Consider the following 23,235-nt stretch of genomic DNA (forward strand, 5'->3'; position numbering starts at 1 on the left):
GGATAAGCGTCGCCCGATGCACCTCCTCCCCCTCAGCGCCGGCACGCTCGACCCCGCCCCGGCGGCGGTCGACCTCGCCCAGACGCCGGCGGACGTCGTGGTGCTGTCCTTCTCGGACGGCGATCTCGCCGGCCTCGCCGCGGCTGTGGAGGGCGTCGACGGGCTGCCGAGCCTCAGGCTCGCGGCGCTGAAGGGGCTCGGGCATCCGTTCTCGGTCGACCTCTACGTCGACAAGGTCGCGGCGCGCGCCCGCCTCGTCATCGTGCGCGCCCTCGGCGGGCTCGACTATTGGCGCTACGGGCTGGAGGAGCTCGGCGCCGCGGCGCGCCGGCACGGCTTCCACCTCGCCGCCGTGCCGGGTTGCGAGCAGCTCGATCCCCGGCTCGACGCGCTGTCGACCCTGCCCGAGGCGGACCTGCGCCGCCTGTGGCTCTTCTTCCGCGAGGGCGGGCCGGCGAACCTCAGGGAAGCCATGCGCTTCGCGGCGTCGCGCATCGGGCAGCCCGCCGCGTGGCGCGAACCCGAGGCGCTGCCGGCGGGGACGGTGGTGCCCGAGCTGTGCCGGATGGGTGCGTCGAGTGCCACCGCTGCCCTTCTCCCCTGCGGGGAGAAGGTGTCTGCGCAGCGGACGGATGAGGGGTCGATGGATCGCCCCGAACCCCTCATCCGTCTCGGCTCCGCCGAGACACCTTCTCCCCCGAGGGGAGAAGGGCGCGCGCCCCACGCCCTTCTCACCTTCTACCGCTCCGCCCTGCTGGCCGGCGACGTCGCGCCCGTGGCGGCGCTGGCGGACGCGCTCCACGCCCGCGGCGCGCGCGTCACCGCCTTCGCGGCGTCGAGCCTCAAGGATGCGGAGGCCGCGGACGCGCTCGCCGCGCTGATCGCTGCCGACCCGCCCGACGTCGTGCTGAACACCACCGCCTTCTCGGCCCGCCGCGGGGAAGGCGCCACCGTGCTCGACCGGGCCGACGCGCCCGTGCTGCAGGTCGTGCAGGCGGCGAGCGGCCGCGAGGCCTGGGCGGCGAGCGACAGGGGCCTGCGCGCGGCCGACCTCGCCATGAACGTCGTCCTGCCCGAGGTCGACGGCCGTCTGCTCGCGGGCGCGATCTCCTTCAAAGAGCCCGGCCCGATCGACGCCGCGCGCGAGTTCTCGCCCGTGCTGCACCGGCCCGACCCCGAGCGCGTCGCCCACGCGGCCGACCTCGCGCTCGCCTGGGCGCGCCTGCGCCGCGCGCCCCGCGCCGGGCGGCGCCTCGCGCTCGTCCTCTCGGATTATCCCGGCAAGGCGGGCCGCGGCGGCTACGCGGTGGGGCTCGACGCGCCGGCGAGCCTCGCCGGCATCGCGGCCTCGCTCGCCCATGCGGGCTACGCTGTCGAGCCCGTCGCCGACAGCGCCGCCCTGATGGCCCGCCTCACGGCGGGCGAGCCCCTGCCGGTGCTGGGCCTCGACGCCTACGCGCGCGCCTTCGCCCAGCTGCCCGCGGGGTTCCGCGACGCCGTCCTGTCGCGCTGGGGCGACCCCGCCGACGATCCCGACGCGCGGGAGGGCGCCTTCGCGTTCCGCCACGCCCGCCTCGGCGCCATGGTCTGCGCCGTGCAGCCCGACCGCGGCACGGCCGCCGACCGTCGCGCCGACTATCACGACGCCGCGCTGCCGCCCCGCCACGGCTACGTCGCCTTCTACCTCTGGCTCCGCGAGGCCGAGCGGATCCACGCGCTGGTCCACCTCGGCACTCACGGCACGCTCGAATGGCTGCCCGGCAAGGCCGTGGCGCTGTCTTCCGCCTGCGCGCCCGAGGCCGTGCTCGGCCCCGTGCCGCTGATCTACCCCTTCATCGTGTCCGACCCCGGCGAGGCCGCGCAGGCCAAGCGACGCGTCGGCGCCGTCACGGTCGGGCACCTCACCCCGCCGCTCGTCGCCGCGGGCACGCATGGCGCGACGGCCGAGCTCGAAGCGTTGTTCGACGAATACGCGGAGGCGCAGGGCCTCGACGCCCGCCGCGCCCGGCTGCTCGGGCAGGCCATCCTGGACCGCGCCCGCGATGCCGACCTGCTCGCCGACTGCGGCGTGCCGGAGGGCGCCGCGCCCGAGGACGCGCTGGCGCGGCTCGACGCGTGGCTCTGCGACGTCAAGGAAGCCCGCATCGGCGACGGCCTCCATGTCTTCGGCGCCGCGGCTTCCGGCCGGGGCGGGGCCTTCGACGCCTGCTCGGCGGCCGAGACCGCGGGCCTCCTCGCCGCGCTCGACGGGCGCTTCGTTCCGCCCGGCCCGTCCGGCTCGCCCGCCGCGGGCCGGGCCGACGTGCTGCCGACGGGGCGCAACCTGTTCGCCGTCGACCCCCGCGCCGTGCCGACCCGCACCGCCTGGGAGATCGGCACCCGCGCGGCGGCCGAGTTCGCCACCCGCTACGCGCAGGACCACGGCGACTGGCCGCGCCGCCTCGTCATGGACCTGTGGGGCAGCGCCACGATGCGGACCGGCGGCGACGACCTCGCGCAGGCGCTCGCGCTGATGGGCGTGCGGCCGCGCTGGCACGCGGGCTCGACCCGCGTCGACGGCTTCGAGGTGCTGCCCGCGGCGCGGCTGGAGCGGCCGCGCGTCGACGTCACGCTGCGCATCTCCGGCCTGTTCCGCGACACATTCCCCGAGCAGATCGCGCTCTTCGACGCCGCGGCCCGCGCGGTCGCGGCGCTCGACGAGGACGGCGACTGGAATCCCCTCGCCGCCGCGCGCCGCGCCGGCGGGGGGCTCGACCGCGTCTTCGGCGGCGCGCCGGACGCCTACGGGCTCGGCCTCGCGCGCGCCGTCTCGGCCGGCGCCTACGCGTCCCGCGGCGAACTCGGGGAGCGCTACATCGCCGGCACGTCCCACGCCTACGCGGGCGCCGACGCCGCGGCGCGGCCGTCGCCGGGGTTCCGCGAGCGCGTGGCCGGCGCCGACAGCTACCTCCACGTCGCCGACCTGCCCGAGGTCGATGTGCTGTCCTCCGACACCTTCGCCGAGCACGAGGGCGGCTTCGCGGCCGCCGCGGCGTCGCTCGGCGCGCGCCCGGCGCTCTACCACGCCGACGCCACGGTGCCCGGCACCTTCAAGGTGCGGACCCTGTCCGAGGAGGTGGCGCGCGCCGTGCGGGCGCGAGCCACCAACCCGCGCTGGATCGCCGGCCAGATGCGCCACGGCCACCGCGGCGCCGCCGAGATCGCCGAGACCGTGGACGCGCTGTTCTGCTTCGCCGCGACGTCCGACGCCGCGCCGAGCCGCCACTTCGACCTCCTGTTCGACGCGACCCTCGGCGACGACGCCGTGCGGGGCTTCATGGTCGAGGCCAACCCCGCCGCGGCGCGTGCCGTCGCGGAGCGGTTCGCCGAGGCGCAGGAGCGCGGCTACTGGCACGCGCGCCGCAACTCCACCGCCGCCCTGCTGGCCGAGCTGAGGGCCGCGGCGTGACGGCCGCCGCCGCCCTCCGCGTCGGCTGGTGCCCCGGCGCCCTCCGCCCGATGATGAGCCGCGACGGGCTGATCCTGCGCGTGAAGCCGCGCGGCATGGCGCTCCGAGCCGATCGCGCGAGCGGAATCGCCGCGGCGGCCCGGCGGCACGGCAGCGGGCAGCTCGAACTCACCGCGCGCGCCAACCTCCAGATCCGCGGCGTCACCGAGGCGAGCCTGCCGGCCCTGACGGTCGAGCTCGACGCCATGGGCCTGCTCGACGCCGACGCGGGCGCGGAAACGCGCCGCAACGTGGTCGCCAGCCCGCTGATGGGGCTCGACCCCGCGGCCGCCTTCGACGTGCGCCCGGCCGTGGCGGCGCTGGAGGCGGCGCTCGCCGGTGCGGCCGGGCTCGACGCGCTGCCCTCGAAGTTCGGCTTCGCCGTGGCGGACGGGGGCGCGATGCGGCTCGACGACGTGCCGGCAGACGTGCGCTTCGACGCGCTGCCGGGCGGCCGCTTCGCGGTGCGGCTCGACGGCGACGGGATTGCGGCGGCCGGCTGCGGAGCGGATGAACTCCCGGAGATGGCGCTGCGGCTGGCGCGGGCCTTCGTCGAGGCCGCGGCGGCGGATGCCGGGCTGCACCGCATGCGCGACCTCGTGGCGGCGGTGGGGGCCGGCGAGGTCCTCCGGCGTGCGACATCGGAGGCGATCTCCGACCGTGGGGAGCCTCTCCCCTCTCCCTTGTCGAGAGGGGCCGGGGGTGAGGGTGAAGCGACGGTTCCTGAAGGTGGAACGCGGGACCGCCCTCTCCACGGCACTCCCCTCGCACCCTCACCCCAGGGCCCCATCTCGGCTCGCCGAGATGGGTATCCTCGTACCCCTCCCCACGGGGGAGAGGGGAGGCGGCCGGCGTCGCATGCGGTCTTCGACTGCGACGTCGCCCTCGGCGTCGCCGCGCCCTTCGGCCGGCTCGACGCCGCGCAGCTCGACGCGCTCGCCCGCGGCGCCGCCCGCGTCGGCGCGGGCGAGCTGCGGCTGACGCCCTGGCGCGCGCTCCTCGTGCCCGGCCTCGCGCCGGATGCCCGCGCCCGCCTCGCCGCCGACTGCGCCGCGGCCGGGCTCATCGTCGACCCCGCCGACCCGCGCCTGCGCGTCGCCGCCTGTGCGGGCGCGCCGGGCTGCCGCCGCGGCTCGACGCCAATCCTCGCCGATGCGGCCGCCCTCGCGCCGCTGCTCGGCCCCGGAGCCGGGGTCGCGCTGCACGTGTCCGGCTGCGCCAAGGGCTGCGCCCATCCCGGCCCTGCGCCCCTGACGCTCGTCGCCGCGGAGGGCCGCTACGCGCTCGTGGCCGACGGCACCGCCGCCGACGCCCCCGCCGCGACGGGGCTTGACCTCGCCGAGGCGCATCGCCTGCTGAAGACCATCCTCCGCCTGGATCGCCGCCCGTGACCTACGACTACATCCGCGACGGCGCCGCCATCTACGCCAAGAGCTTCGCCATCGTCCGCGGCGAGGCGGACCTCCGCGCCTTCGACCCGGTCGAGGAGCCCGTCGCGGTGCGGATCGTCCACGCCTGCGGGATGGTCGAGGCCGCGGCCGACATCCGCTTCACCCCCGGCGCCGTGGCGGCCGCGAAGGCGGCGCTGCGTGCCGGCGCGCCCGTGCTCTGCGACGTCCGCATGGTGGCAGACGGCGTCACGCGCCGCCGCCTGCCGGCCGGCAACGACGTGGTCTGCACGCTGAACGACCCGCGCGTGCCCGCGATGGCGGCCGAGCTCGGCACCACCCGCACGGCCGCGGCCGTGGAGCTGTGGCGCGACCGGCTCGCCGGCGCGGTCGTCGCCATCGGCAACGCCCCGACGGCGCTGTTCCACCTCCTGGAGATGATCGCGCGCGGCGCGCCGATGCCGGCCGCGGTGATCGGCATGCCGGTCGGCTTCGTCGGCGCGATGGAGTCCAAGGAGGCGCTGCTCGACTTCGGCCGCGTGCCGGCGCTCGTCGTGCGCGGCCGCAAGGGCGGCAGCGCCATGACGGCCGCGGCCGTCAACGCGCTGGCGAGCGACGAGGAATGAGCGGCGGCACCCTCACCGGCGTCGGCCTCGGCCCCGGCGACCCGGAGCTCGTCACCGTCAAGGCCGTGCGGGCCCTGGAGGCTGCGCCGGTCGTCAGCTACTTCGCCAAGCGCGGGCGCCGCGGCAACGCGCGCGCCATCGCGGACGGCTGGCTGCCGGCCGGCGTCGAGGAGCTGCCGCTGCACTACCCCGTGACGGTGGAGATCCCCTTCGATCACCCGGACTACGTCGCGGCCCTGTCCGGCTTCTACGCCGAGGCGGCGGAGCTGCTGGCCGCGCATCTCGCGGCCGGGCGCGACGTGGCGCTGCTGTGCGAGGGCGATCCGCTGTTCTACGGCTCGTTCATGCACCTCTACGTGCGGCTGCGCGGGCGCCATCCCTGCCGCATCGTGCCGGGCGTCACCGGCATGTCGGGCTGCTGGACGGCGGCCGGCGAGCCCATGACCTGGGGCGACGACGTGCTCACGGTCGTGCCGGGCACGCTGCCTCCGGGGCCGCTCGCGGCGCGCCTCGCGAGCGCCGACGCCGCGGTCGTGATGAAGCTCGGCCGCAACCTGCCCAAGGTGCGCGCGGCGCTGGCCGAGGCGGGGCTGCTGGAGCGCGCCGTCTACGTCGAGCGCGGCACCATGGCGGCCGAGGTCGTGATGCCGCTGGTCGACAAGCGCGACGACGCGGCGCCGTATTTCTCGATCGTGCTGGTGCCCGGGCGGGGGCGACGGCCGTGAGCGGCGGTTCCCTCGCGGTCGTGGGCCTCGGGCCGGGCCCGGCCGACTGGCTGCTGCCCGAGGCCGAGGTCGCCCTCGCCAGCGCGACCGACCTCGTCGGCTACGTTCCCTACGTGGCGCGGGTGCCGGAGCGGCCGGGCCTCGCCCGCCACGCCACCGACAACCGCGTCGAGGCGACCCGCGCCCGCCACGCCTTCGCGCTGGCGCTGGAGGGGCGGCGCGTCGCGGTCGTGTCGGGCGGCGATCCCGGCGTCTTCGCCATGGCGGCGGCCGTGGTCGAGGCGCTCGACGCCGAGCCGGCCTTCCGCGCCGTGCCGCTGCGCGTCGTGCCCGGCCTCAGCGCCATGATGGCGGCGGCGGCCCGGCTCGGCGCCCCGCTCGGCCACGACTTCTGCGCCGTGTCGCTGTCCGACAACCTGAAGCCCTGGAGCGTCGTGCTGCGCCGCCTCACCGCCGCGGCGGAGGGCGACTTCGTGCTGGCGCTCTACAACCCCGCCTCCAAGGCCCGGCCGACGCAGATCGGCGACGCCTTCGCGCACCTGCGGGGGCTGAAGGCGGGCGCGACGCCGGTGGCCTTCGCCCGCGCGGTCGGCCGGCCGGACGAGCGCCTCCACCTCACGACCCTCGCCGAAGCCGATCCCGCGCTCGTCGACATGGCCACGCTGGTGCTCGTCGGGTCGAGCGAGACGCGCTGGGTCGAGGGGCAGGGCGGGCGGCGCTGGATGCTGTCGCCCCGGACCTACGGCAAGGGACTATGATGGCCTCCTCCATCCTTATGCTGAGCCGGCCGCGGCGCGGCCGTGTCGAAGCACGCAGGCGCCTTCCGCGCAGGAGTGGCGAGGTGCCGCGTGCTTCGACACGGGGCCTTCGGCCCCGGCTCAGCATGAGGGAAGGCAGGAGAGGCTCAGCCTCCACTCCGATGTACAGCGATCCAGTGGAGCACCGCGTCGAGCGTCTCCGCCTCGTCCCGCTCGCCCGCGATCCGCGGCCGGTCGACCGCGATCACGCGCAGGCCCAGCGCCCGCGCCGCGTCGAGCTTGGCGGCTGCGGCCGCGCCGCCGCTGTTCTTCGTCACCACGGCCTCGACGCCCTCGCGGCGCATCAGCGCGATCTCGCCGTCGAGCGCGAAGGGCCCGCGGTCGAACACCAGCGCGTGGTCGGGCGGCAGCTCGGCCGGGTCGGGCGGGTCGATGGTGCGGATCACGTAGCGGTGCTGCGGCGCCGCGCGGAAGTGCGCGAGGCCGAGCCGGCCCACCGTGAGCAGCGCGCTCGTCCGCGCCGGGCCCAGCGCCGCCGCGGCCGCGTCGAGGTCGGCCACCGCCGTCCAGCGGTCGCCGGGCCGCGGGCGCCAGGACGGACGCGTGAAGGCGAGGAGCGGCACGCCCGCGGCCGCGGAGGCCAGAACGGCGTGGGCCGAGATGCGGGCCGCGAAGGGATGCGTGGCGTCCACCACCGCGTCGACGCGTTCCCGCCTCAGATGGTCGGCGAGGCCCTCGGCGCCGCCGAAGCCGCCGATGCGGTGCGGGATCGGGGGCAGGGCGGGGTTCCGCGTGCGCCCGGCCAGCGACAGAACGGGCGCGACGCCGTCCCGCCCGGCGAGCGCGCGGGCCAGCGCCGAGGCTTCGGTGGTGCCGCCGAGGATCAGGAGACGCATGGGGGGGCGGGTGTCTGAGCCCTGGCTGACGCTGGTCGGCATCGGCGAGGACGGGCGGGCGAGCCTATCCCCTGCCGCGCTCAGCGCGCTGGCGCAAGCCGCGCTCGTCGTCGGCGGGCGCCGCCACCTCGCCCTCGCGGCCCCGCTCGCGGCCGAGACGCTGCCCTGGTCGTCGCCGATGGAGGACACCTACCCGGCCATCCTCGCGCGCCGCGGCACGCCCGTGGCCGTGCTGGCGAGCGGCGACCCCTATCACTACGGCGTCGGCGCCACGCTGGCGCGGCTCGTGGCGGAGGACGAGATGCGCTGCTTCCCGCAGCCCTCCGCCTTCGCGCTGGCGACGGCGCGGCTCGGCTGGGCCTTCCAGGACTGCGCGGCCCTGTCGCTCTGCGGCCGGCCGATCGAGACGCTCGTGCCGGCGCTGCAGCCGGGAGCCCGCGTGCTGGCGCTGTCGGCCGACGCCGCGACGCCGGGGGCCGTCGCGGCGCTGCTCGGCCGCCGCGGCATCGGCGCCTCGCGGATCATCGTGCTGGAAGCGATGGGCGGCCCGCGCGAGCGCATCCGCGCCGCGCGGGCGGACGGCTTCGACATCGCCGACATCGACGCGCTGAACACGCTGGCGATCGAGGTCGCGGGGCAGGGGGACGCGCTGTCGCTCCTGCCGGGCCGGCCCGACGCGCTGTTCGAGCACGACGGCCAGATCACCAAGGCCGACGTGCGCGCCGCCACCCTGGCGCGCCTCGCGCCGCGGCGGGGCGAACTGCTCTGGGACGTCGGCGCGGGCTCGGGCTCGGTGGCGGTGGAGTGGATGCTGGCCCATCCGGCGAACCGCGCCGTCGCGGTCGAGCGGCATCCCGAGCGCGCGGTCCGCATCCGGCGCAACGCCGCGGCGCTGGGCGTGCCGGGCCTGGCCGTGGCGGAGGGCGCGGCGCCGGCGGCCCTGGCCGGCCTGCCAGCGCCCGACGCGGTCTTCGTCGGCGGAGGAGCTACGGGCGCGGGCGTGCTCGACGCCTGCGCGGCGGCGCTCGGGCCGGGCGGGCGGCTCGTCGTCAACGCCGTGACGATCGAGACGCAGGCGGCGTTGATCGAGCGATTCCGGAGCGTCGGCGGCGCGCTGACGACGCTCGGCACGGCGCAGGCCGATCCGGTCGGCGGCTTCCACGGCTGGCGCCCGGCCATGCCGGTGACGATCTGGTCCTGGGTGAAGCCGTGAGCGGGGACATTCGCGAGGCCGACAAGTTCGCCCCTTCTCCCCTCGCGGGAGAAGGTGCCCTGACGAAGTCAGGGCGGATGAGGGGGCATGGCGCTGCGCTCGATGATGGACCGATCCTGGCGGAGAGCGCGGAGGCGGCCCCCTCATCCGACCCGGCTTTGCCGGGCCACCTTCTCCCGCGAGGGGAGAAGGAGGTGCGCCCCTTGGGATGCGCCCGGTCTCCGCGCCTCGCCGTCGGGCTGGGCTTCCGCAAGGCTGCGACGGCCGACACTCTGACGGACCTCGCCCGCGACGCCCTGTCCCGCCTGCCTTCCGACCTCGCCGCCCTGCCGGCCGTCATCGCCACGATCGCCGAGAAGGACCGGCCGCCGCTGCGCGAAGCCGCCTCGCGGCTCGGCCTGCCGGTGGTGATCCTGCCGAAATCCGCCCTCGCCGGCACGGAGGACCGCATCACGGTCGAGTCCGAACCCGCCCGCGCCTGCCTGGGCATCCCGTCCGTGGCCGAGGCCGCGGCGCTGGCGGCGGCGGGGCCGGGGGCGCGTCTCGTCGTGGCCCGCATCGCCGCGGCCGACGCCACCTGCGCGGTCGCGCTCTGGGAACCATCGCCGGAGGCGACATGACGGTCCACTTCATCGGCGCCGGCCCCGGCGCGCCCGACCTCATCACCCTGCGCGGCCGCGACCTCCTCGCGCGCTGCCCGGTCTGCCTTTACGCCGGCTCCATCGTGCCGCGCGCGCTGCTCGACCATTGCCCGCCCGGCGCCCGCACCGTCGACACGGCCCCGCTCGACCTCGACGCCATCGCGGCCGAGTTCGCCGCTGCCCACGCGGCGGGACAGGACGTGGCGCGGCTCCATTCCGGCGACCTGTCGGTGTGGAGCGCCATGGGCGAGCAGATCCGCCGCCTGCGCGCGCTCGGCATCCCGTACACGGTCACGCCCGGCGTGCCCTCCTTCGCGGCCGCCGCGGCGGCGCTCGGCGCCGAACTGACCCTGCCCGAGGTCGCCCAGAGCGTCGTGCTCACCCGCACCTCGGGGCGCGCCTCCGCGATACCGGACGGGGAAAGGCTGGCGAGCTTCGCCGCCACCGGCGCCACGCTGGCGATCCACCTGTCGATCCACGCGCTCGACCGCGTCGTCGCCGAACTCCTGCCCGGGCACGGCGCCGACATGCCGGTCGCCGTCGTGGTGCGCGCCTCCTGGCCCGAGGAGCGGATCGTGCGCGGCACGCTCGGCACGATCGCGGCCCTGATGGCGGCCGAGCCGGCCGAGCGCACGGCGCTGATCCTGGTCGGCCGGGCGCTCGATGCCGGGGGATTCCGCGACAGCGCCCTCTACGACGCGGACTACCGCCGCCGCTTCCGCGGGGGCGTCGGGCCTTGAGGGCGCGGGTCGCCCTATCCGGCGCGTGCCACCAGCCGCCCGGTCCGGTCGAACAGCGCGACGTCGAGGCCCCGCTCTCGCCCGAGGCAGGCTGCCGCCGTGCGCCGCGCGCCCTCGGCCACCGCGCCGCCGAGGTCGACCCCCGCCGCCTCGGCCAGCGCGAAGGCCTCGGCGGCGGTGTTGGACGCGAGCACGCCGCGGGTCAGCGCCCCGTCGCCGCCCGCCGCGCGGGCCTTCTCGGCCAGGAAGGCGCGGTCGACCTCGCCGCGCTTCGAGTGGAGGTCGAGCAGGCCCTGCGCGAGCTTGGTCATCTTGGCGACGCCGCCCGCCACGGTGACGCGCTCGACCGGGTTCCGGCGCAGGTACTTCAGCATGCCGCCGACGAAGTCGCCCATGTCGATCAGCGCCGGCTCGTCGAGCCCGTGCAGCGCCCGCACCGCGACCTCGGAGGCGTGGCCGGTGGCGCCCGCCACGTGGCCGAGCCCGAGCGCGCGGGCGACGTCGATGCCGCGGTGGATCGTGTCGATCCAGGCCGCGCAGGAATAAGGCACGACGATCCCGGTCGTGCCGAGGATCGACAGCCCGCCGACGATGCCGAGGCGCCCGTTCAGCGTGCGCTCGGCGAGGCGCGCGCCGCCCGGCACGGCGATCTCGACCTCGGCATCCGCCGCCACGCCGAGCATCTCCGCCGCTTCGGCGATCGTGGCCCGGATCATGCTGCGCGGCACGGGGTTGATGGCCGGCTCGCCGGGCGGGATCGGCAGGCCGGGGCGCGTCACCGTGCCGACGCCCTCGCCGGCGCGGAAGCCGACGCCGCTGCCGGCCGGTGCGGGCCGCACCGTCACGACCACGAGGGCCCCATGCGTCACGTCGGGATCGTCGCCCGCGTCCTTCACCACGCCGGCGCGGGCGAAGCCGTCCCCGCGCTCGCCGAGGGCCAGCGCGAAGGCGGGGCGCGCGCCGCCCGGCAGGGCGATCTCGACCGGGTCGGGGAAATCCGCGCCGTGCAGGGCCGCGAAGGCGGCCCGCGCGGCCGCGGTCGCGCAGGCGCCGGTGGTCCAGCCACGGCGGAGGGTGACGTCCTTCATCGACTGACCATGTATGGTGCCGCCCCGCCGACTCAAAGGACAGACGATTGCCGGCCCTGACCGATCCCCTCGCCGCGCTCGACGCCGCGGGTGCCCTGCCGAGGTTCGACGCTGGCACCGTGTGGCTCTGCGGCGCCGGCCCGGGCGACCCCGGCCTGCTCACGCTCCACGCCCTCCACGCGCTGCGCTCGGCCGACGTGATCGTCTACGACGCCCTGGTGTCGGACGGCATCATGGGCTTCGCGGGGCCCGACGCCGCGCGCGAGTTCGCCGGCAAGCGCGGCGGCAAGCTGTCGCCGAAGCAGGGCGACATCACGGACCGGCTGATCGAGCTCGCGCGCGAGGGCCGGCGCGTGCTGCGCCTCAAGGGCGGCGACCCCTTCGTGTTCGGCCGCGGCGGCGAGGAGGCGCTCGACCTCACCCGTGCCGGCGTGCCGTTCCGCATCATCCCCGGCGTCACGGCGGGCATCGGCGGCCTCGCCTACGCGGGCATCCCGGCCACGACGCGCGACACCAACACCGGCGTGATCCTGATGACGGGCCACCTCGCCAAGGCGGACGCGCCGCGCGACTGGACCGCGGTGGCCCGCACGGGCCTGCCGGTGATCCTCTACATGGGCATGACGCATCTCGCCGACATCGCGGCCGGGCTGATGGCCGGCGGGCTGCCGCCCGACACGCCCGTCGGCATCGTCAGCGACGCCACGACGCCGCGCCAGCGCGTGCTGGAGACCACGCTGGCCGCGGCCCGCGCCGACGCCGACGCGGGAGGCTTCAAGTCGCCCGCCATCGTGGCCGTCGGCTCCATCGTGGCGCTGCGCCGGCACCTCGCCGCGGGCATGACGGGGCTGCCCGCGTGAGCGCGCCGGGGATCATGATCGCCGCGACCCGCTCGGGGTCGGGCAAGACGGTGCTGACGCTCGGGCTGATGCGGGCGCTCGGGCGGCGCGGGCTGCGCGTGGCGGGGCGCAAGAACGGCCCCGACTACATCGACCCCGCCTTCCACGCCGCCGTCACGGGCCGCCCGAGCTACAACCTCGATTCGTGGTCCATGCCGGCGCCGCTGCTGCTCCGCCTCGCCGGGGCCGGGGACGCCGACATCGTCGTCTGCGAGGGCTCGATGGGCCTCTTCGACGGCGTGCCGGCCGGGGACGGGCAGGGCGGCTCCTCGGCCGACGTCGCGGCGCTGACCGGCTGGCCCGTGGTGATGGTGCACGACTGTTCCGGCCAGTCCCAGTCGGCCGCGGCCATCCTGACCGGCTGCCGCGACTACGACCCGCGCATCCGCGTCGCGGGCGTGATCCTCAACCGCGTCGCCAGCGAGCGGCACCGCCGCCTCGTGTCGGACGCGATGGCGCGCGTCGGGGTGCCGGTGCTGGGCTCCGTGCCGCGCACCGACCGGCTGGCTCTGCCCGAGCGGCACCTCGGCCTCGTGCAGGCGGGCGAGACCGGGGACCTCGCGGTGCGCGTGGACGCGGCGGCGGACGTCGTCGAGGAGCACGTCGATTTGGACGCGCTGCTCGACGTGGCGGGCGCGAGCCCTTCTCCCCTCGCGGGAGAAGGTGGCCGGGCGAAGCCCGGTCGGATGAGGGGGGCGAGCGCCGCGGTCGACGATAGACCCCTCGACGCGGGTAGGACAGCGCCAAGCCCCCTCATCCGTCAGGCTCCGCCTGACACCTTCTCCCGCGAGGCGAGAAGGGACGTCGCACCCCTGCTCCCGCCCGGCCAGCGGATCGCCGTGGCGCGGGACGACGCCTTTTCGTTCCTCTACCCCCACGTGGTCGAGGGCTGGCGCGCGGCCGGCGCCGAACTCACGTTCTTCTCGCCGCTCGCCGACGAACCGACGCCGCCCGACTGCGACAGCGGCTGGCTGCCCGGCGGCTACCCGGAACTCCACGCCGGGCGCATCGCGGCGGCGTCGCGCTTCCTCCGCGGTCTGCGCGCCTTCGCCCGCACCCGCCCGGTCCACGGCGAGTGCGGCGGCTACATGGTGCTGGGCTCCGGCCTCGTCGACGCGGAGGGCGTGCGCCACGCCATGGCGGGGCTGCTCGGGCTCGAAACGAGCTACGCGAAGCGGAAGCTCCACCTCGGTTATCGCGACGCCGTCACGCTCGCGCCCTCGGCGCTCGGCCCCGCGGGCACGCGCCTGCGCGGCCACGAGTTCCACTACGCCTCGATCCTCGACCTCGGCGGCGATGCCGCGCTCGCGGAGGCCGCCGACGCCTACGGCTCCGCGCCGGCCCCCACGGGGACTTGTCGCGGAAATGTCACGGGGACCTTCTTCCACGCCCTCGCGTCGCATGCATGAGCGTTAAAACTTCCGTCATGTTTAAGGGGCTGTTAATTTTCGGAGCGCGATTCTAGGGGCATCAAGCCAGCCCCGAAGAGCGCCGCGAGGTGTCCCGCATGTGCCGATGGATCGCCTATCAGGGTGAACCCACCTTCCTCGACGCGCTCGTCGCCGAGCCCGCCCACTCGCTGATCGCGCAGTCGCTCTGCGCCGCCGAGGCGAAGGTCGTCACCAACGGCGACGGCTTCGGCATCGGCTGGTACGGCGACCGCGAGCGGCCCGGCGTGTACCGCGAGGTCCGCCCCGCCTGGTCCGACGAGAACCTGCGCAACCTGTGCCATCAGGTGCGCTCGCCGCTGTTCTTCGCCCACGTGCGCGCGTCCACCGGCCCCGCCATCGCGCGGGCCAACTGCCACCCCTTCACGGTCGGGCGGCTGATGTTCATGCACAACGGCCAGATCGGCCAGTTCTGCGCCATCAAGCGCCGCGTCGAGGCGATGATCCCCGACGACCTGTACCACCACCGCTCGGGCACCACGGATTCCGAGGCGCTGTTCCTCGCCGCCTTCGCGCACGGGGTCGAGCAGGACCCGATCGGCGGCATGGCGGCGACGCTCAACGCCGTGCACGGCCTGATGCTCAAGGCGGGCCTGCGCGAAGCGCTGCGCTTCACCGCCTGCCTGACCGACGGCACCGACCTCTACGCCTTCCGCTGGGCCTCTGACGGCCGCGCCCCGACGCTCTATTGGCGCCAGACGAACGGCAACCTCGTCGTGGTGTCGGAGCCGCTCGACGGCGACCGGGCGCAGTGGACCGAGGTGCCGCAGGGCTGCGTGCTGGTGGCGCGCAACGGCCGCCCCGCCGTGCTGCACGGGCTCGACGAGGCGGTGGCCGGCGGGCGCGCCGCCAAGGCGGCGTGACCGTCGAGCCGGTATAAGCTTCCGCTCATCTCCCGTTCATCAAGTTTTTCCGGCGAGTAACGTCGTCGGATACTTGCGCGTCCTTGTGTGTGCCCCAATCTCCTGGGCGCGCGCCGCCCCGGCGCGCCGCCCGACCAGGGCGACTCGACCGAGGACACTGAACATGCGTGGACTGATCGTTTCGGCCCTCTGCGCCGGCGCTCTCCTGGCCGCCCCCGCGGCCGCCGAAGCCAAGGGCTGCATCAAGGGCGCCATCGTGGGCGGCATCGCCGGCCACGCCGTCGGGCACGGCATCCTGGGCGCCGTCGGCGGCTGCGCGGCCGGGCGCGCCCTCGCCAACCGCCGTGCCGTGCCGCCCGCCGCCCGCCCGATGGCGCCGGCCGTCGCCCCGGCCACGGCCCCCGTGGTCCGCTGACGCCCTCCCACCGGCCGGCCCTCCGCGGGCCCGGCCGGCCCCGGACGTGGCCCCCGATGCGGCGGAGCTTCGATTGACTTCGCCGGATCGCGGACCTTATATGCGCCACGAATGTCGAGCCTGTCGGCGCCTCGCCGCGGGCCTTCGGCGCGTTTCGGCGCGCCTCGACAGCGTCAGGATCAGGGCCGCCGTTCAACGCCGACAGGGCGCGAGCTGCCCTTCGGGTGACAACGGAGCAGCACAGTGAAGCGGACCTACCAACCCTCCAAGATCGTGCGCAAGCGCCGCCACGGCTTCCGCGCCCGCATGGCGACGGTCGGCGGGCGCCGCGTCATCGCGGCCCGCCGCGCGCGCGGCCGCAAGCGCCTGTCGGCCTGAGCCGAAACGCCGTGTCGGGCCCCGGAGCCGGCCTGCCGGACGGGCCCGAACGGCACGGCACGGCGGGCGGCCCGGTGCCGCCCGCGCGGCTGAAGGTGCGGGCCGACTTCCTCCGGGCCTCGGGCGGGGCGCGCGTCCACGCCCGCTCCCTGTCACTCCAGGTCTACCGCCGCAAGGACGACCAGGCGCCCGACGCGGGATGCCGCGTCGGCCTGACGGTGACCAAGAAGGTCGGCAACGCCGTCGAGCGCAACCGCGTGAAGCGCCGCTTCCGCGAAGCGCTCCGGGCGCCGGCCCTGGCGACGAAGCCCGACCACGACTACGTGATCGTGGCGCGGCGCGAGGCGCTGACGACTCCCTTCTCAGATCTCGTGAACGAACTCCGGCGCTGCCTCGGCGACGCCGCCTCCGGCCGCACCAAGGCGGGGCGCCCGCGCGGCTCCGCGGGCCCCGGCCCGCGCCGCGGACGCGGCGGAACGTCGCCCGACCGACCCACATGACGATTCTTTCGCGGAGCCTCGCCGTCCTGACGGGCGCGCCGGCCGTGCGGACCAGAGCCAGCGTGACGCACCCATGAAAGATGACAACAAGAACGTCTATATCGCGATCGCCCTGTCGATCCTGGTGATCATCGGCTGGCAATTCTTCTACGGCTACCCGCAGATGCAGAAGCAGCGGCAGGCCCAGCAGGCCGCCGCGACCCAGTCGGCCAACCCGGCCGGCCAGTCGACGCCGGTGACGCGCGCCGACGCCGCCGCCGACAACGCCCTGGCCCACACCCCGGTCGGCTCGCCCCCGAACGGCATCGCCTCGCAGCCCGCCGCCGGCATGGCGCCCGTCGAGGTCATGAAGACCCGCGCCGAGGCCGTGGCGGCCAACCCGCACGTCGTGATCGACACGCCCGCCATCGCGGGCTCGATCGACCTCAAGGGCGGCCGCATCGACGACGTTTCGCTGAAGGACTACCACGAGACCGTCGACAAGACGTCGCCGATCATCGACCTGTTCTCGCCGTCGAACGGCCCGCACCCCTACTACGCCGAGACGGGCTTCGTGGCCGGCGCAGGCGACAAGGTCGACCTGCCGAACAGCTCCACCGTCTGGACCGCGGACTCCGACCGCCTGACGCCCGGCAAGCCGGTGACCCTGACCTGGAACAACGGCCAGGGCCTCGTCTTCACCCGCACGATCAGCGTCGACGACCAGTACATGTTCACGGTCAAGGACGCGGTCGCCAACAACGGCTCGGCGCCCGCGACGCTGCTGCCCTACGCGCTGATCTCGCGCCACGGCACTCCGGTGACGTCCAACTACTCGGTCCTCCACGAGGGGCTGATCGGGGCGATCGGCGACAACCGCGAGGCGGACATCACCTACGCGGCCATGGACAAGGAGGCGGGCAACAGCCGCGTGCTCGACGGCACCGGCGGCTGGCTCGGCATCACCGACAAATACTGGGCCGGCGTCATCGCGCCGCCGCAGGACGTGCCCTACAAGGCCACCTTCTCGTCCTACGCCGACAACAACAACCGCGACTACCAGACCGACGCGCTGCTGCCGGCCCGCACCGTCGCGCCCGGCGCCTCCACCGACGTCACCAACCACGTCTTCGCCGGCGCCAAGGTCACGGCCGTCCTCAACAAGTACGAGTCGGAGTACGGCATCAAGAACTTCGGCAACCTGATCGATTGGGGTTGGTTCTACTTCATCACCAAGCCGCTGTTCCAGGTGATGGACTTCTTCTACAAGCTGACCGGCAACTTCGGTGTCGCGATTTTGATCGTCACGGTCATCATCAAGGGCATCTTCTTCCCGCTCGCCAACAAGTCCTATGCCTCGATGGCGCGGATGAAGCAGCTCCAGCCGCAGCTCGCGGCCCTCAAGGAGCGCTTCCCCGACGACAAGCAGAAGCAGCAGGAAGCCACCATGAAGCTCTACCGGGAGCAGAAGGTGAACCCGGTGGCGGGCTGCCTGCCGATGGTCATCCAGATCCCGGTGTTCTTCGCGCTCTACAAGGTGATCTTCATCACCATCGAGATGCGGCACGCGCCCTTCTTCGGCTGGATCCACGACCTGTCGGCGCCGGACCCGGTCCACGTGCTGACCCTCGGCGGCCTGCTGCCGATCGCGCAGTACCTGCCGGGCTTCCTGCTCATCGGCATCTGGCCCGTGATCATGGGCTTCTCCATGTTCCTGCAGATGAAGATGAACCCGGAGCCGCCGGACCCGGTCCAGAAGCAGATGTTCTCCTACATGCCGCTGATCTTCATGTTCATGCTGGGGACCTTCCCGTCGGGGCTGGTGATCTACTGGACCTGGAACAACACGCTGACCGTGCTGCAGCAGTACCTCATCGCCAAGAAGCAGGGCGCGAAGGTCGAGCTGTGGGACAACCTCGCCGGCACGTTCCGCCGGACCCCGCGGAAGGCCTGAAGTGGACGAGGCAGGGGCGACGCCGGCCGCGGCGCCGCCGGCGGGGGAACCCGCCGACGACCGCGACCTCGTCGAGGCGGGGCGCCTCCTATTCGCGCGGGAATGCGTCTTCGTGGCCGGCGCGCCCGCCGTCGCGGCCCTGCCGCCGCTGGGCCGGCCCGAGATCGCCTTCGCGGGCCGCTCCAACGTCGGCAAGTCGTCGCTCGTCAACGCGCTGACGGGGCGCCGCACCCTGGCCCGCGTGTCCCACACGCCGGGCCGCACCCAGCAGCTCAACTTCTTCGACCTCGGCGGGCACCTCAGCCTCGTCGACATGCCGGGCTACGGCTACGCGGCCGTGTCGAAGGGCAAGATCGCGGCCTGGACGGAGCTGGTCGAGCAGTACCTGCGGGGCCGCGCCACGCTGCAGCGCGTGTTCCTGCTCGTCGACGGCCGCCACGGCCTCAAGGAGGTCGACCGCGAGCAGATGCGCGACTTCGACCGCGCCGCGGCCTCCTATCAGGTGGTGCTGACCAAGGCGGACGAGCTCAAGGCGTCGGAGCGCGCCACGCGCGTCGCCGACACCGAGGCGGCGCTGATGAAGCACCCGGCCGCCTTCCCGCGGGTGATCCTCACCTCGTCGCAGACGGGCGCCGGCATACCGGAATTGCGGGAAAGCATCGCGCGCCTCCTGGCCGAACGCGGGGCGCTTCCGCTAAAGATCTGACGACGCGGCCCCGCGCCGCGCGCCCAACCGACGGATCGCCGAACGATGACGGACGTGGAACGAGGCAGCCCGGCGGAGCGCGCCGAGATTCTCACGCAGGCGCTGCCCCACATGCTGCGCTACGACGACGCGATCGTGGTCGTGAAATACGGCGGCCACGCCATGGGCGACGAGGCCACGGCCCGCTCCTTCGCGCGCGACATGGTGATGCTGGAGCAGTCGGGCGTGAACCCGGTGGTGGTGCACGGCGGCGGCCCGCAGATCGGCGCCATGCTGAAGAAACTCGGCATCCAGTCGCAGTTCTCGAACGGGCTGCGCGTGACCGACAAGCCGACGATCGAGATCGTCGAGATGGTGCTGTGCGGCTCCATCAACAAGCAGATCGTCGGCTTCATCAACGCCGAGGGCGGCCGGGCCATCGGGCTCTGCGGCAAGGACGGCAACATGGTGACGGCCACCAAGCACGAGGTGCAGGCCGAGACCGGCGTCGACGGCGACACCGGCATCGACCTCGGCTTCGTGGGCGACCCGTCGAAGGTCGACACCACCGTGCTCGACCAGGTGCTCGGCCGCGAGCTGATCCCCGTGCTGGCCCCCGTGGCGCAGGGCGCCGACGGGGCGACCTACAACGTCAACGCCGACACATTCGCGGGCGCCATCGCGGGGGCGCTGAAGGCCAAGCGCCTGCTGCTCCTCACCGACGTGCCGGGCGTGCTCGACAAGGACAAGCAGCTCATCAAGGAGCTGTCGGTGGACGCCATCCGCGACCTCATCGCCGACGGCACCATCACGGGCGGCATGATCCCCAAGGTCGAGACCTGCATCTACGCGCTGGAGCAGGGCGTCGAGGGCGTCGTCATCGTCGACGGCAAGGTGCCCCACTCGGTGCTGCTGGAGTTGCTCACCGACCACGGCGCCGGGACGCTCATCACACGGTGAGCGGGCCCCCGAGTGAGGCCGCGGTCCGCGATGTCGTCGAGCGGGCGGAGGCGGCGGAGCGGGCGCTGTCCGGCCCGCCGCGCCTGCCCGAGCGCGTGAGGGCGCGCTTCGCCGAGGTCGACACCTGGGTGTTCGACCTCGACAACACGCTGTATCCGGCCGGCAGCCCCGTCTGGCCCATGATCGACGAGCGCATCACGCGCTGGCTCGCCGACCTCATGGGCATCGACGGCATGACGGCGCGCGGGCTGCAGAAATACTATTACCGCCGCTACGGCACGACGCTGAAGGGCCTGATCGAGGACCACGCCATCGCGCCCGAGGCGTTCCTGTCCTTCGTGCACGACATCGACCGCACCTCGCTCCTGCCGAACCCCGTGCTGGTCGAGGCCGTGCGGGCGCTGCCCGGCCGCAAGCTGATCCTCACCAACGGCTCGAAGGAGCACGCGCTCCGCACCACGGAGCAGCTCGGCTTCGCGGCCGACGGCTTCGAGGCGGTGTTCGACATCGTGTCGGCCGACCTCGTGCCGAAGCCCGAGGCCGCCACCTACGACCGCTTCCTGGAGCTGCACGGCGTCGATCCGCGGCGCGCCGCCATGGTCGAGGACCTGGTGAAGAACCTGCGCGTGCCGCACGAGCGCGGCATGGCGACGGTGCTGGTGGTGCCGCCCGCCACGGCCGAGGACAACCGCGAGCCCTGGGAGCGGCTCGGCGCAGAGGAGCCCTACGTGGACGCCGCGACGGACGACCTCGCGGCCTTCCTGGTCGGGCTGGAGCTGGGGCTGGCGCGGGAAGCCTAGCGCCCTTCTCCCGCTGCGCGGGAGAAGGGCAGAGCGCGCGTCAGTCCTTGGCGCGCTCGACGTAGGAGCCGTCTTCGGTCTGGATGACGATGCGGGTGCCCGGCTGGATGTGCGGGGGCACCATGGCGCGAGCGCCGTTCGACAGCTTGGCGGGCTTGTAGGACGACGAGGCCGTCTGGCCCTTCATGGCCGGCTCGGTCTCGGTCACTTCGAGGGTCACGCGCTGGGGCAGGGTGGCCGACACCGCCGTCTCGTTGAAGATCGACAGCTGGACCTTCATGCCCTCCTGCAGGTACTGCGCCTGGGTGCCGAGCACGTCCGCCGAGACCACGATCTGCTCGTAGTTCTCCTCGTTCATGAAGGTGTAGCCGTCGGCGTCCTGGTACAGGTACGAGAAGTTCATGTCCTCGACGTGGGCGCGCTCGACCTGCTCGGTGGTCTTGTAGCGATCCGACACCTTCACGCCGTCGGAGATGCGGCGCATGTCGATCTGCGTGGTGGGGGTGCCCTTGCCGGGGTGGAAGGACTCGGCGCTGAGGACGGCGTAGAGCTGGCCGTCCTTCTCCAGGATGTTGCCCTTGCGAACCGAGCTGGCGATGACTCTCACGGGTGCTTGACCTTCGGAAAATTGCTAAGCGGTCCGGGACGGTGTTCCGGACGCGCGATCGGCCGGCACCATACCTTTTTTCTCATCCGTGACCAGAGTTTCGAGCCCCGCCGCTTGCCCGCCTCCGCCTCTCCGTCCTGGTCGCCGCACGTCTACGCCGACCGCCGCCCCTTCCTCCTCGCGCGCGCCCGCATCGCCGCGGCGCTGCGCCGGTGGTTCGAGGCGCGCGGCTTCCTGGAGGTCGAGACGCCGATCCTGCAGCGCTCGCCCGGCAACGAGGCGCACCTCGAGGCCTTCGCGACCGAGCTCGTCGGGCCGGACGGCGCGTCCCACCGGCTCTACCTCCACACCTCGCCCGAGTTCGCGATGAAGAAGCTGCTCGCGGCCGGCGAGCCGCGGCTCGTCACGCTGGCGCGGGTGTTCCGCAACCGCGAGCGCTCGGCGACCCACCATCCCGAGTTCACCATGCTCGAATGGTACCGCGCCGGCGCGCCCTATGCGGACCTCATGGACGACTGCGCGGCCCTGCTCGCCGCCGCCGCCGAGGCGGCCGGCTCGCGGCACTGGTCCCACCGCGGGCGGTCCTGCGACCCCTTCGCGGAACCGGAGCGCGTGAGCGTCGCCGACGCCTTCGCGCGCCACGCCGGCGTCGACCTCCTCGCGACGCTCGGGCGAGCGGAGCCGGACCGCGACGCCCTGGTGCGCCAGGCCGAGGCGGCCGGCGTGCCCTGCGCCGCGGACGATTCGTGGTCGGACGCCTTCAGCCGGCTCCTGTCGGCCCGCGTCGAGCCCCACCTCGGCATCGGCCGGCCGACGGTGCTCGACCGCTACCCCGCGCCCGAGGCCGCGCTGGCGCGGCCCTGCGCCGACGACCCGCGCGCGGCGGAGCGCTTCGAGCTCTACTGCTGCGGCGTCGAACTCGCCAACGGCTTCGGCGAGCTGACCGACGCCGCGGAGCAGCGCCGGCGCTTCGAGGCCGCCATGGCGGGCCGCGCGGCGCGCGGGCAGGACAGCTACCCGCTCGACGAGGATTTCCTGGACGCCCTCGCGATCATGCCGGAGGCGTCCGGCATCGCCCTCGGCTTCGACCGGCTCGTCATGCTGGCGGCCGGCGCGCCCGCGGTGGAGCAGGTCATGGCGCTGCCGGTGGCGCGCGGGTGAGCGCGACGCTGCGCAGCCCGGCCGACCTCGCCGCAGCCGGGCTGATCCGCCCCGCCGAGGTCGCGGCGCTGGGCGCGGTGGCGGAGCGCTACGCCGTGGCGGTGCCGCCCGCGATAGCGGCGCTGATCGACCCCGCCGACCCCGCCGACCCGATCGCGCGGCAGTTCGTGCCGAGCGCGGCGGAACTCGACCATCGGCCGGAGGAACGTGCCGACCCGATCGGCGACGCCGCTCACAGCCCCGTGCCGGGCATCGTGCATCGCTACCCGGACCGCGTGCTGCTGACGCTGCTCCACGTCTGCCCGGTCTATTGCCGCTTCTGCTTCCGGCGCGAGCGCGTGGGGCCGGGCGCCGACGCCGTGCTGCCCGCCGCCGAAGCCGAGGCCGCGCTCGACTACGTCGCGGCCCACCCCGCCGTCTGGGAGGTGATCCTGACCGGAGGCGACCCGCTGATTCTGTCGCCGCGCCGCATCGCGGCCGTCATGGCGCGCCTCGCCGCCATCGACCACGTCAGGATCGTCCGCTTCCACACGCGCGTGCCCGTGGTGGCGCCCGAACTGGTCACGCCGGACCTCGTCGAGGCGTTGCAGGCGTCCGGCAAGAGCACCTATGTCGGCGTCCACTGCAACCACCCGCGCGAGCTGACGGATGCGGCGCGGGCCGCCTGCGCCCGGCTCCAGGCCGCGGGCGTGCAACTGGTCAGCCAGACCGTGCTGCTGCGCGGGGTCAACGACGACGCCGGGACGCTGGCCGCCCTGATGCGGCGCTTCGTGGAACTCGGGATCCGGCCCTACTACCTCCACCACGGCGACCTCGCGCCGGGCACGTCGCACCTGCGCGTGCCGATGGAGGAGGGGCGGGCGCTGATGCGGGCGCTGCGCGGCCGCGTGTCGGGCCTGTGCCAGCCCACCTACGTGCTCGACATCCCCGGCGGCCACGGCAAGGTGCCGGTCGGGCCCGGCTACGCCGGCGATGGCGTGGTCACCGATCCGTGGGGCGTGAGCCACGGCTACGACGGCTGACG

Annotated in this window: 23 protein-coding genes; 20 read left to right on the forward strand and 3 right to left on the reverse strand. The window is 74.6% G+C overall.

What is annotated here, in order from left to right; all coding sequences use genetic code 11:
• Positions 1-16: 16 nt before the first annotated feature.
• Genes cobN through cobJ form a run of 5 tightly spaced genes read left to right on the forward strand, consistent with a single transcriptional unit; the run spans position 17 to position 6,984 of the window.
• Positions 17-3,448, forward strand: coding sequence for a cobaltochelatase subunit CobN (gene cobN, locus L7N97_RS22505; RefSeq protein WP_237480495.1), 3,432 nt, complete (start codon positions 17-19; stop codon positions 3,446-3,448).
• Positions 3,445-4,878 carry a precorrin-3B synthase gene (cobG, locus tag L7N97_RS22510; RefSeq protein ID WP_237480496.1) on the forward strand — a complete coding sequence of 478 codons (1,434 nt, stop codon included), beginning with the start codon at positions 3,445-3,447 and terminating at the stop codon, positions 4,876-4,878. Before cobN ends, cobG begins: the two co-directional genes overlap by 4 nt.
• Positions 4,875-5,501 (forward strand): precorrin-8X methylmutase, encoded by a 627-nt coding sequence (locus tag L7N97_RS22515; protein ID WP_237480497.1) that lies wholly within the window; start codon positions 4,875-4,877, stop codon positions 5,499-5,501. The genes cobG and L7N97_RS22515 overlap by 4 nt, the downstream gene beginning before the upstream one ends.
• Positions 5,498-6,226, forward strand: coding sequence for a precorrin-2 C(20)-methyltransferase (locus L7N97_RS22520; protein WP_237480498.1), 729 nt, complete (start codon positions 5,498-5,500; stop codon positions 6,224-6,226). Before L7N97_RS22515 ends, L7N97_RS22520 begins: the two co-directional genes overlap by 4 nt.
• On the forward strand, positions 6,223-6,984 hold the full coding sequence (gene cobJ, locus L7N97_RS22525) for a precorrin-3B C(17)-methyltransferase (protein ID WP_237480499.1): 762 nt from the start codon (positions 6,223-6,225) through the stop codon (positions 6,982-6,984). The genes L7N97_RS22520 and cobJ overlap by 4 nt, the downstream gene beginning before the upstream one ends.
• 146 nt (positions 6,985-7,130) lie before the next feature.
• Here the strand turns inward: cobJ and L7N97_RS22530 are convergent, their stop codons facing one another.
• Positions 7,131-7,880 (reverse strand): cobalt-precorrin-6A reductase, encoded by a 750-nt coding sequence (locus L7N97_RS22530; RefSeq protein ID WP_237480500.1) that lies wholly within the window; start codon positions 7,878-7,880, stop codon positions 7,131-7,133.
• Between L7N97_RS22530 and cbiE the strand changes: the two genes are divergently transcribed.
• The 3 genes from cbiE (at position 7,879) to cobM (ending at position 10,474) form a co-directional block, all read left to right on the forward strand.
• On the forward strand, positions 7,879-9,093 hold the full coding sequence (cbiE, locus tag L7N97_RS22535) for a precorrin-6y C5,15-methyltransferase (decarboxylating) subunit CbiE (protein ID WP_237480501.1): 1,215 nt from the start codon (positions 7,879-7,881) through the stop codon (positions 9,091-9,093). The genes L7N97_RS22530 and cbiE overlap by 2 nt on opposite strands.
• Before the next feature lie 194 nt (positions 9,094-9,287).
• Positions 9,288-9,713 (forward strand): cobalamin biosynthesis protein, encoded by a 426-nt coding sequence (locus L7N97_RS22540; RefSeq protein WP_237480502.1) that lies wholly within the window; start codon positions 9,288-9,290, stop codon positions 9,711-9,713.
• Entirely contained in the window at positions 9,710-10,474 is a 765-nt protein-coding gene (gene cobM / locus L7N97_RS22545; RefSeq protein WP_237480503.1) for a precorrin-4 C(11)-methyltransferase, read from the forward strand. The genes L7N97_RS22540 and cobM overlap by 4 nt, the downstream gene beginning before the upstream one ends.
• Before the next feature lie 14 nt (positions 10,475-10,488).
• Here the strand turns inward: cobM and L7N97_RS22550 are convergent, their stop codons facing one another.
• On the reverse strand, positions 10,489-11,562 hold the full coding sequence (locus L7N97_RS22550) for a cobalt-precorrin-5B (C(1))-methyltransferase (protein WP_237480504.1): 1,074 nt from the start codon (positions 11,560-11,562) through the stop codon (positions 10,489-10,491).
• Between the two features lie 47 nt (positions 11,563-11,609).
• Here L7N97_RS22550 and cobA point away from each other — a divergent pair, with 47 nt between their 5' ends.
• From cobA to L7N97_RS22600, 10 genes are all read left to right on the forward strand, one after another.
• Positions 11,610-12,422, forward strand: coding sequence for a uroporphyrinogen-III C-methyltransferase (cobA, locus tag L7N97_RS22555; protein WP_237480505.1), 813 nt, complete (start codon positions 11,610-11,612; stop codon positions 12,420-12,422).
• Between the two features lie 14 nt (positions 12,423-12,436).
• Positions 12,437-13,870: a cobyrinic acid a,c-diamide synthase CobB gene (locus tag L7N97_RS22560; protein WP_237482360.1), complete on the forward strand. Its 1,434-nt coding sequence runs from the start codon at positions 12,437-12,439 to the stop codon at positions 13,868-13,870.
• Positions 13,871-13,968: 98 nt separating this feature from the next.
• Positions 13,969-14,772, forward strand: coding sequence for a class II glutamine amidotransferase (locus L7N97_RS22565; protein WP_237480506.1), 804 nt, complete (start codon positions 13,969-13,971; stop codon positions 14,770-14,772).
• 163 nt (positions 14,773-14,935) lie between these two features.
• Complete coding sequence (locus tag L7N97_RS22570; RefSeq protein WP_237480507.1) at positions 14,936-15,187, forward strand: hypothetical protein; 252 nt, start codon at positions 14,936-14,938, stop codon at positions 15,185-15,187.
• Between the two features lie 243 nt (positions 15,188-15,430).
• The gene (gene rpmH / locus L7N97_RS22575; protein WP_009451570.1) at positions 15,431-15,565 is read left to right on the forward strand and encodes a 50S ribosomal protein L34; all 135 of its coding nucleotides are present in this window, start codon (positions 15,431-15,433) and stop codon (positions 15,563-15,565) included.
• An 11-nt stretch (positions 15,566-15,576) separates the two neighbouring features.
• Complete coding sequence (gene rnpA / locus L7N97_RS22580) at positions 15,577-16,065, forward strand: ribonuclease P protein component (protein ID WP_237480508.1); 489 nt, start codon at positions 15,577-15,579, stop codon at positions 16,063-16,065.
• A 73-nt stretch (positions 16,066-16,138) separates the two neighbouring features.
• The gene (gene yidC, locus L7N97_RS22585) at positions 16,139-17,998 is read left to right on the forward strand and encodes a membrane protein insertase YidC (protein ID WP_237480509.1); all 1,860 of its coding nucleotides are present in this window, start codon (positions 16,139-16,141) and stop codon (positions 17,996-17,998) included.
• Position 17,999: 1 nt separating this feature from the next.
• The gene (yihA, locus tag L7N97_RS22590) at positions 18,000-18,704 is read left to right on the forward strand and encodes a ribosome biogenesis GTP-binding protein YihA/YsxC (RefSeq protein ID WP_237480510.1); all 705 of its coding nucleotides are present in this window, start codon (positions 18,000-18,002) and stop codon (positions 18,702-18,704) included.
• A gap of 45 nt (positions 18,705-18,749) precedes the next feature.
• Positions 18,750-19,643, forward strand: coding sequence for an acetylglutamate kinase (argB, locus tag L7N97_RS22595; protein ID WP_237480511.1), 894 nt, complete (start codon positions 18,750-18,752; stop codon positions 19,641-19,643).
• A complete protein-coding gene (locus L7N97_RS22600) occupies positions 19,640-20,443 on the forward strand; it encodes a pyrimidine 5'-nucleotidase (RefSeq protein WP_237480512.1) in 804 nt (267 codons plus the stop codon). Before argB ends, L7N97_RS22600 begins: the two co-directional genes overlap by 4 nt.
• A gap of 40 nt (positions 20,444-20,483) precedes the next feature.
• On the opposite strand, the gene efp is transcribed toward L7N97_RS22600, so the two are convergent.
• Entirely contained in the window at positions 20,484-21,050 is a 567-nt protein-coding gene (efp, locus tag L7N97_RS22605) for an elongation factor P (RefSeq protein WP_237480513.1), read from the reverse strand.
• A gap of 114 nt (positions 21,051-21,164) precedes the next feature.
• On the opposite strand from efp, the gene epmA reads away from it, so the two are divergent.
• The gene (gene epmA, locus L7N97_RS22610) at positions 21,165-22,211 is read left to right on the forward strand and encodes an EF-P lysine aminoacylase EpmA (RefSeq protein ID WP_237480514.1); all 1,047 of its coding nucleotides are present in this window, start codon (positions 21,165-21,167) and stop codon (positions 22,209-22,211) included.
• On the forward strand, positions 22,208-23,233 hold the full coding sequence (locus tag L7N97_RS22615) for a lysine-2,3-aminomutase-like protein (RefSeq protein ID WP_237480515.1): 1,026 nt from the start codon (positions 22,208-22,210) through the stop codon (positions 23,231-23,233). Before epmA ends, L7N97_RS22615 begins: the two co-directional genes overlap by 4 nt.
• Positions 23,234-23,235: the final 2 nt, after the last annotated feature.

Source organism: Lichenibacterium dinghuense (genome assembly GCF_021730615.1).
GTDB classification, from domain to species: Bacteria; Pseudomonadota; Alphaproteobacteria; order Rhizobiales; family Beijerinckiaceae; genus Lichenihabitans; species Lichenihabitans dinghuensis.